Consider the following 8,256-nt stretch of genomic DNA (forward strand, 5'->3'; position numbering starts at 1 on the left):
CGATGATCAGGTACCAACGGCCCCCACGCGTGCCGCTTCGCGCCACCAGTTCGTTGTCCCTGCGGTGGCGCGTCATGCTGCTGGCGATGTCGATGGTGGCCATGGTCGTCGTGCTGATGGCGTTCGCCGTGTACGCGGTGATTTCGGCTGCGCTGTATAGCGATATCGACAACCAGTTGCAGAGCCGGGCTCAGCTGCTGATCGCCAGCGGCTCACTGGCCGCCGATCCCGGCAAGGCCATCGAGGGCACCGCGTATTCGGATGTCAACGCGATGCTGGTGAACCCGGGCCACTCGATCTACACGGCGCAACAGCCGGGTCAGACGCTGCCGGTCGGCGCGCCGGAAAAGGCGGTGATCCGCGGTGATCTGTTCATGTCCCGGCGCACCGCGTCCGATCAACGAGTCCTGGCCATTCACTTGCCCAATGGCTGCTCGCTGCTGATCTCCAAGAGCCTCAAGCCGACCGAGGCCGTGATGACCAAGCTGCGCTGGGTGCTGCTGATCGTCGGCGGCATCGGCGTCGCGGTCGCCGCGGTCGCGGGCGGCATGGTCACGCGGGCGGGGCTGCGCCCGGTGGCCCGCCTGACCGAGGCGACCGAACGGGTGGCGCGCACCGACGACCTGCGGCCGATCCCGGTGTTCGGTAGCGACGAATTGGCCAGGCTCACCGAGGCTTTCAACTTGATGCTGCGCGCGCTGGCCGAGTCCCGCGAGCGTCAGGCGCGGCTGGTCACCGACGCGGGGCACGAACTGCGCACCCCGCTGACGTCGTTGCGCACCAACGTCGAGCTGCTGATGGCCTCCATGGAACCGGGGGCGCCGCGGCTGCCCGAGCAGGAGATGGTCGAGCTCCGCGCCGACGTGTTGGCGCAGATCGAGGAACTGTCCACGCTGGTGGGTGATCTCGTGGACCTCACCCGCGACGACGCCGGCCAGGTGGTGCACGAACCGGTCGACATGTCCGAGGTCATCGACCGCAGTCTGGAGCGGGTCAGGCGGCGCCGCAACGACATTCACTTCGACGTCGACGTAACCCCCTGGCAGATGTACGGCGACGCGGCGGGCCTGTCGCGCGCCGTGCTGAACCTGTTGGACAACGCGGCCAAGTGGAGCCCGCCGGGCGGTCACGTGGGCATCACCATGCGGCAACTCGACCCGTCGCACGCCGAGTTGGTGGTCTCCGATCAAGGCCCGGGCATCCCGCCGCACGAACGGCGGCTGGTGTTCGAGCGCTTCTACCGGTCGACGACCGCGCGCGCCATGCCCGGTTCGGGGCTCGGGCTGGCGATCGTCAAGAAGGTCGTGCTGAATCACGGTGGATTGCTCCGCGTCGAGGACACCGTGCCGGGCGGACAGCCGCCCGGGACCTCGTTCTACGTGCTGCTGCCCGGCCGGCCGATGCCGCCCTCGGCCTATCCGGCGTCGTCTGCCGCGGCCGCCGGCGAAGAATCCGTCACCGAACCCGCGGTTCGGATGACCGGCCAGTCGAACTCTCGGGAACCCGCGAACGTTATCTCAGTGGACTCTCAGTCCGCCCGGGCAACGTAGGTGTGCAGCCACTACTGTTGAAGAGCCCTGTCGAACCGACGAGCCGAATACTGAGATAGAGGAAGAGCGACCTAGCGCTATGACGAATGACCCGAGGTATTCGCCACCGCCGCAGCAGCCGGGGTACCACCCTGCGCCGAATCAGCCTGCGCCCACCCCGAGCCACCCGGGGACCTCTGCTTACGGCCAGGGGCACGCCCAACCGTACGGCCAGCCGTTCGACTGGCGGCATCAATCGCAGACCAACCAGTTCCGCCAGCCGTACGACCCGTTCAGCGGCACCGGTCCCGGGCGGATCCCCGGCGGGACCGGGGTAGGCCCGGTCCCCGGGGCCACCGGCACGGGCCCGATTCCCGGCATGCTGCCGCCGATGCCGCCGGGTCCCCAAAAACGTTCCCGCGCAGGGCTTTTGACTGTCGGTGCGCTTACCATCGCGGTGGTTTCGGCCGGCATCGGCGGCGCCGCGGCGACGGCCGTCGAGCTTGGGACGCATTCGACCACCAGCAATGGGCACACCGTCATCGGCGCACCCAGCGTCCCGGCGGCCAACATGCCGCCGGGCAGCGTCGAACAGGTCGCCTCCAAGGTGGTGCCCAGTGTCGTCATGCTGGAGACGGATCTGGGCCGCCAGTCCGAGGAGGGCTCCGGCATCATCCTTTCCGCCGACGGGCTCATCCTGACCAACAATCACGTGGTCGCGGCGGCCGCGGGGCCGCCGAAAGCGCCCGTGGTTCCCGGTGCGCCCCCCGGTGGTCCGCCCGGCGGTCCCGCCGGGCCTGCTCCGAAGACGACGGTGACCTTCGCCGACGGCCGCACCGCGCCGTTCACGGTCGTCGGTGCCGACCCCACCAGCGACATCGCGGTGATCCGGGTGCAGGGCATGTCCGGCCTGACCCCGATCTCCCTGGGCTCCTCGTCGGACCTGCGCGTCGGCCAACCGGTGGTGGCCATCGGGTCGCCGCTGGGTCTGTCGGGCACGGTCACCACCGGCATCGTCAGCGCGCTGAACCGGCCGGTGTCCACCACCGGTGAGTCGGGCAACCAGAACACCGTGCTGGACGCCATCCAGACCGACGCCGCCATCAACCCGGGTAACTCCGGCGGCGCGCTGGTCAACATGAATGGCCAGCTGGTCGGCGTGAACTCGGCGATCGCCACCCTGGGTGCGGACTCGCCGGACGCCCAGAGCGGCTCGATCGGCCTCGGCTTCGCCATTCCGGTCGATCAGGCCAAGCGCATCGCCGACGAGCTGATCAGCAGCGGCAAGGCATCCCATGCGTCGCTCGGCGTGCAGGTGACCAACGACAAGGGTTCCCCGGGCGCCAAGGTCGTCGACGTGGTGCCGGGCGGGGCGGCCTCGACCGCCGGAGTGCCCAAGAACGTGATCGTCACCAAGGTCGACGACCGCCCGATCAACAGCGCCGACGCCTTGGTCGCTGCCGTGCGGTCGAAGGCGCCCGGTGACAAGATTTCGCTGACCTTCCAGGATCCCGCTGGTGGTGGCAGCCGTACCGTGCCGGTGACTCTGGGGAAGGCGGATCAGTAATGCGAGTCGAAGAACCCTCGGCGGCCGGATTGTCCGAGCTCGGTTATACGGTGGCACCCATGGAAACGGGTGCGGAGTTGGTGGTTGGCCGGGCCCTGGTCGTGGTGGTCGACGATCGCACCGCCCACGGGGATGAGGACCACAGCGGGCCGCTGGTCACCGAGCTGCTCACGGAGGCGGGGTTCGTCGTCGACGGTGTGGTCGCGGTCGCGGCCGACGAGGTCGAGATCCGCAACGCGCTCAACACCGCGGTGATCGGCGGGGTGGACCTGGTGGTCTCGGTCGGCGGGACGGGCGTCACCCCCCGCGACGTCACCCCCGAAGCCACCCGCGAGATCCTGGACCGCGAGATCCTCGGCATCGCCGAAGCCATTCGCGCCTCGGGGCTCTCCGCGGGGATCACCGACGCCGGATTGTCACGCGGCCTGGCCGGCGTGTCCGGGAGCACGTTGGTGGTGAACCTCGCCGGTTCCCGCTATGCGGTGCGCGACGGGATGGCGACGCTGAATCCCCTCGCCGCACAGATCATCGGGCAGCTGTCGAGCCTGGAGATCTAGCCGGGGCCCTACGCCTCGGCGTCGGCGCGCGGTCCGTGCTCCGGCGGGGGCGTCGTGGTGGTGGCAGCGCCGCCGTGCCGACCGGACGAGTCGCCGTTGGTCTGCGCCAGGAGGTCGCGGATCTCCGTCAGCAGAACGATCTGGGCGTCGTCGGCCTGCTCGACCTCCCCGCGCCTGCGCAGGGTCGTGTACGGCAGCACGACCAGGAAATAGACGACGGCCGCGATGATGACGAAGTTGATGGCGGCCGACAGCACGTTGTTGAGGTCGATGGTCTGGCCGCCGCCGATGCCGATCCGCAGGATGCCGAGATTCGACTTCTCGTTGACACCGACGCGGTTGATCAGCGGCTTGATGATGCTGTCGGTGAATTGGGTGACCAGCGCGGTGAAGGCGGTACCGATGACCACCGCGGTGGCCAGGTCGATGATGTTGCCCCGCGAGAGAAACTCCTTGAACCCTTTGAACATTCAGATGTCCTTCCTGGGATTGGACAGAGTTTGCTGTCAGCTGCGGGGCCAACGACGGCGAGGCACTCAGTGCAGGGTGAGGGTCACCGCCTGACCCAGCGCCGAGCCCGCCACCGTGTTCGCCACGCGAGCCGGCAGCGCAACCAACACTACGCGGTCACCGTCCGCGGCCTGGACCTTCGGCTTGGCCGACACGAGCACCACGACGGCGTCGGTGGCCACCACCTTGGGGGTGGCCTGGGCGGGCTCCGGCCCCGCGGTCGCCGGTGCGGCCAGCACGTCGACGACGTCGCCGACGCGGACAAGGTCGATCAGGGCGTTGTCGGCCAGGCGCAGCGGCACGATGCGGGCACCGGGTCCCGCGGTCGACTCGGCGAGCCGGCTGCCGAGCAACCGGACATCGGTGAGCACCTCGCCGCGCCGCGTCGGGCCGGCCAGCGTCGACCCGGCCACCGCGCTCACGTCGGCCAGTGAGCCATCGGGAACGGTTGCGGCCAAACGCTTTTCGAGGTGGACATCCGCGGGCGTCAACGCGGCGCCGGGCCGCAGGTCGTGATCGGCGACCACCACCTCGGCGTAGTCACCCGCCGGGTTGGAGCGCAGCGCCGCCACGCCGGCCAACACGACAAGCCCGCCCGCCGCGATCCGCCGCGCCAGCACCGTACGTGTCCAATCGGGGCGCAGCAGCAAAAGGCGGTTGAACGGGCTTGGGTTCAGTGACGACTCGCCCACGCCGCAACGGTAGGCGCATGGGGGTCAGCGCCGAACGTCGTCGGCCCAACGGTTGTGGATAACCCGTCAGCTCGACGCGGACGCGGTGGACGCCGCGGAGCTGCTGGTCGCCTTCTCGCTCGGACCGGACTTCTCGGTCGATCCGGACTTTTCGCTTGATGCGCCGTTCGAGCCGGAGTCGCTCGACGAGGATCCGTTGGTCGAGCTCGCGGACTTCTTGCCGGACTCGCGGCTGTCGGTGCGGTAGAAGCCGCTTCCCTTGAACACCACTCCGACGGAGTTGAAGAGCTTGCGCAGCCGCCCGGAGCAGCGCTTGCAGGTGGTCAGCGCGTCGTCGGTGAAGGCCTGCACGATGTCGAAGCGATCGTCGCACTCGGTGCACTGATAGCTGTAAGTCGGCACGAAAACCTCCGGATGGTTGCAAAAGCCTGTTAGCACTCTAGCGTCTCAAGTGCTAGAACCGCCACGTGACGTCACTCATTCCCGATCTGTTACCCGCGACCGAGCGCGACTAGTCCCCGCCTGGGCGTGAGGGCGTCCGTCATCGGGATGTCGTGCGGCTCGGCAGGCAACCGGTCCACCAACTCCGCGTCGCGCACCACCGCGATCAGCCGCGCGTGGGGACCCCGGCCGCCCAGGGAGCGATCGTAGAAGCCACGACCGCGGCCCAACCGGGCCCCGAAGCGGTCGACGGCCAACGCCGGCACCAGGATCAGGCTCGCCTCGGCGATGGCCGAGGCCGGAAACCAGGGTTCCGGCGGCTCCAGCAACCCCCACCGCGCGGACGTCAGTGTGCCGGGCCGATATTCGCCCCAGCGCAATGGCAGCGCCGCGCCGTCGGCGGCCGTGCGCGCAACCGGCAGTAACACGCGTCCGGGCCGCCGCAGCAACACGTCGAGCATGTCTATCGACCCGGGCTCGGCGCCCACCGGCACGTACGCGCACACGGTGTCACCGCTGCTCATGATGCTTTTCAGGGCCTCGATCCGCCCGCTCAGCATCCGGGCCTCCTCGGCCCGCACCTCGTCGGCAACGCGGCGGCGGGCCGCCTGCAACTGGGCTCGCAACGCGGCCTTACCGGTGGTCGCCATGCCTCAACCATTGCAGCCGGATCTTTGGCCGCGCCACATCGACTCGGCAAACCGCTGTCGGGTTATCGTGTGAACAATGTCAAGCCCAAAAGTGGTGGTCCCACACACGGCGATCGTGCCCGCTGCCGGTCTTGGTACCCGCTTCCTGCCCGCGACGAAAACGGTGCCCAAGGAGCTGCTGCCGGTCGTCGACACCCCCGGCATCGAGCTGGTGGCCGCCGAGGCGGCCGAGGCGGGCGCCGACCGCCTGGTGATCATCACCTCCGAGGGCAAGGACGGCGTCGTCGCCCACTTCGTCGAGGACCTGGTCCTCGAGGGAACGCTGGAGGCGCGCGGCAAGAAGGCGATGCTCGACAAGGTGCGGCGCGCGCCGCAGCTGATCAAGGTCGAGTCCGTCGTGCAGGCCGAGCCGCTCGGCCTGGGCCACGCCATCGGCTGCGTGGAGCCCACCCTGACGTCGGACGACGACGCCGTCATGGTGCTGCTGCCCGACGACCTGGTGCTGCCGACCGGCGTCCTCGAAACGATGTCGAAGGTGCGGGCGCAATACGGCGGCACCGTGCTGTGCGCGATCGAGGTGGCGCCCGACGAGGTCAGCGCGTACGGGGTCTTCGACGTCGAGCCGGTTCCCGGTGACGACAACCCGGACGTGCTGAAGGTCAACGGCATGGTGGAGAAGCCCAAGCAAGAGGACGCCCCATCGCTTTTCGCCGCCGCGGGCCGCTACGTGCTCGACCGGGCCATCTTCGACGCGTTGCGCCGCGTCCACCGCGGGGTGGGCGGCGAGGTGCAGCTCACGGATGCGATCGCGTTGCTCATCGCGGAGGGTCACCCCGTGCATGTCGTCGTGCATCGCGGATCTCGACACGACTTGGGAAATCCCGGCGGCTACCTCAAGGCTGCGGTTGACTTTGCATTGGATCGTGACGACTACGGCCCGGATTTGCGGCGATGGTTGGTGGCGCGGTTAGGCCTGGCCGAGAAGTAGCCGGCCGATACGCCCGGCCCACGACGGCGCCCGTAGGGCTGTGAGGGCGGTGCCCGCGAGGGCATCAGAGGGCAGAGAGGCGCGCTGTGCGTTCTGTTGAGGAGCAGCAGGCCCGGATAACCGCTGCCGCGGTGGCGCCGCGGCCCATCCGGGTGGCCATCGCCGAGGCGCAGGGATTGATGTGTGCCGAGGAAGTTGTCACCGAGCGGCCCATGCCCGGCTTCGACCAGGCCGCAATCGACGGCTACGCGGTGCGCAGCGTCGACGTGCTGGGCATCGGCGAAGTGGGAGCCGACAGCCTGCCTGAGCCGCCGCCCGGCGACGCCGAGCTGGACGAAGACCGGCGCGAGGGCCTGGTCCTGCCGGTGATGGGAACCGTCGAGGCCGGCGCGCGCACCCCCAGCCGCCTGCAACCGCGCCAGGCCGCCCGAGTGCAAACGGGAGCCCCGCTACCCACGCTCGCCGATGCGGTGATCCCGTTGCGCTGGACCGACGGCGGGAGCAAGCGAGTGCGGATCCTGCGCGGCGCGCCGTCGGGTGCGTACGTGCGCCGCACCGGCGACGACGTGCAGCCCGGCGACGTCGCGGTGCGCGCCGGCACGGTGATCGGCGCGGCCCAGGTCGGGCTGCTCGCGGCGGTCGGCCGCGAGCGGGTGCTGGTGCATCCGCGGCCCCGGGTGACGGTGTTGGCCGTCGGTGGTGAACTGGTCGACATTTCGCGCACCCCCGGCAACGGCCAGGTCTACGACGTCAACTCCTACGCGCTGGCGGCGGCGGCCCGCGATGCCGGTGCCGAGGTCAACCGCATCGGCATCGTCAGCAACGACCCCAAGGAATTCCGCGACACCGTCGAGGGCCAGATCAACCGCGCCGAGGTGATGGTGATCGCCGGCGGGGTCGGCGGCGCCGCGGCCGAGTCGGTGCGCTCGGTCCTTTCCGAGCTGGGGGAGATGGAAGTCGTCCGCGTCGCGATGCACCCCGGGTCGGTCCAGGGCTTCGGGCAGCTCGGCCGCGACGGCGTCCCGACGTTTCTGCTGCCCGCCAACCCGGTCAGCGCGCTGGTGGTCTTCGAGGTGATGGTCCGGCCGCTGATCCGGCTCTCGCTGGGCAAGCGTCAGCCGATGCGCCGGATCGTGCAGGCCCGCACCCTGTCGCCGATCACGTCGGTCGCCGGGCGCAAGGGCTACCTGCGCGGCCAGTTGATGCGCGACCAGGAGACCGGTGAATATCTGGTGCAGGCACTCGGCGGGCCGCCCGGGGCGTCCTCGCACCTGCTGGCCACCCTCGCCGAAGCGAACTGCCTCGTGGTGGTGCCCAGCGGC

9 protein-coding genes are annotated in these 8,256 nt (G+C 69.7%); 5 read left to right on the forward strand and 4 right to left on the reverse strand.

The features are described from left to right. The first annotated feature begins 2 nt into the window (after positions 1-2). The 3 genes from A9X05_RS08220 (at position 3) to A9X05_RS08230 (ending at position 3,653) form a co-directional block, all read left to right on the forward strand. A complete protein-coding gene (locus tag A9X05_RS08220) occupies positions 3-1,550 on the forward strand; it encodes a HAMP domain-containing sensor histidine kinase (RefSeq protein ID WP_067780544.1) in 1,548 nt (515 codons plus the stop codon). A gap of 79 nt (positions 1,551-1,629) precedes the next feature. Then, a complete protein-coding gene (locus A9X05_RS08225; protein WP_067758114.1) occupies positions 1,630-3,096 on the forward strand; it encodes a S1C family serine protease in 1,467 nt (488 codons plus the stop codon). Beyond that, on the forward strand, positions 3,096-3,653 hold the full coding sequence (locus A9X05_RS08230; protein WP_055402749.1) for a molybdenum cofactor biosynthesis protein B: 558 nt from the start codon (positions 3,096-3,098) through the stop codon (positions 3,651-3,653). The genes A9X05_RS08225 and A9X05_RS08230 overlap by 1 nt, the downstream gene beginning before the upstream one ends. An 8-nt stretch (positions 3,654-3,661) precedes the next feature. Here the strand turns inward: A9X05_RS08230 and mscL are convergent, their stop codons facing one another. From mscL to A9X05_RS08250, 4 genes are all read right to left on the reverse strand, one after another. Beyond that, positions 3,662-4,123: a large-conductance mechanosensitive channel protein MscL gene (gene mscL, locus A9X05_RS08235; protein WP_067780546.1), complete on the reverse strand. Its 462-nt coding sequence runs from the start codon at positions 4,121-4,123 to the stop codon at positions 3,662-3,664. Positions 4,124-4,189: 66 nt separating this feature from the next. Then, the gene (locus A9X05_RS08240) at positions 4,190-4,855 is read right to left on the reverse strand and encodes an SAF domain-containing protein (RefSeq protein WP_067780549.1); all 666 of its coding nucleotides are present in this window, start codon (positions 4,853-4,855) and stop codon (positions 4,190-4,192) included. Between the two features lie 66 nt (positions 4,856-4,921). Further along, complete coding sequence (locus A9X05_RS08245; protein ID WP_067758104.1) at positions 4,922-5,257, reverse strand: FmdB family zinc ribbon protein; 336 nt, start codon at positions 5,255-5,257, stop codon at positions 4,922-4,924. Between the two features lie 89 nt (positions 5,258-5,346). After that, complete coding sequence (locus tag A9X05_RS08250; RefSeq protein WP_067758101.1) at positions 5,347-5,946, reverse strand: 5-formyltetrahydrofolate cyclo-ligase; 600 nt, start codon at positions 5,944-5,946, stop codon at positions 5,347-5,349. A 76-nt stretch (positions 5,947-6,022) separates the two neighbouring features. Between A9X05_RS08250 and A9X05_RS08255 the strand changes: the two genes are divergently transcribed. Further along, entirely contained in the window at positions 6,023-6,934 is a 912-nt protein-coding gene (locus A9X05_RS08255) for a UTP--glucose-1-phosphate uridylyltransferase (RefSeq protein ID WP_067758098.1), read from the forward strand. Positions 6,935-7,020: 86 nt separating this feature from the next. Continuing rightward, positions 7,021-8,256 (forward strand): gephyrin-like molybdotransferase Glp (glp, locus tag A9X05_RS08260; protein WP_067780550.1); only part of this gene is annotated, 1,236 nt, incomplete at its 3' end.

Source organism: Mycobacterium sp. E3298 (assembly GCF_001666895.1).
GTDB lineage: Bacteria > Actinomycetota > Actinomycetes > Mycobacteriales > Mycobacteriaceae > Mycobacterium.